Raw genomic sequence first — 753 nt, forward strand, 5'->3', positions numbered from 1 at the left:
GACTTGAAGCATAACCACGGCTGCTGCAACGGGATTGTCAGCCTAACAACAAGGAACGCGCATGACCATTATCGGTATCGACCTGGGGACCACCAACAGTGCCTGCGGCATCTGGACGGACGAGGGGGTCAAACTGATACCGAACCGGCTGGGGGACGTGTTGACCCCGTCGGTGGTCGGGCTGGACACCCAGGGTGAGCTGATCGTGGGGCGTACCGCCCGCCAACGCCTGATCAACCACAGTGATCAGACCGTGGCCGCCTTTAAACGATTGATGGGCACCGACCACAAGATCAAGCTGGGCCGCCAGGCATTCAGTGCCACGGAATTGTCATCGCTGGTATTGCGCTCATTGAAGGAAGACGCCGAAGCCTACCTGGGCGAGGCGGTCACCGAGGCGGTCATCAGTGTGCCGGCCTACTTCAACGATAACCAGCGCCACGCCACCAAGCAGGCCGCCGAACTGGCGGGCCTGAAAGTGGAGCGGTTGATCAACGAACCTACCGCCGCCGCCATTGCCTATGGCCTGCACGAAAAGCAGGAAGGCCTGTTCCTGATCCTGGACCTGGGCGGCGGCACCTTTGATGTATCACTGCTGGAATTTTTCGACGGCATCATGGAAGTTCACGCCAGCGCCGGGGACAACTTTCTCGGCGGCGAAGACTTTGTCGATGCCATGGTCGACGACGTTTTACGCGAGCATTCGCTGCGTCGCGATGACCTGAAGCCCAACCTGCTGCAACAGCTTTACCT

At 59.8% G+C, this 753-nt stretch carries 1 protein-coding gene; it reads left to right on the forward strand.

Features of this window, described 5'->3' with window-relative positions:
* Window positions 1–61 precede the first annotated feature (61 nt).
* A partial coding sequence (locus A3754_RS01385) for an Hsp70 family protein (protein ID WP_156496667.1) occupies window positions 62–753 on the forward strand: 692 nt, incomplete at its 3' end.

The sequence above is a fragment of the Alcanivorax sp. HI0083 genome (assembly GCF_001635175.1).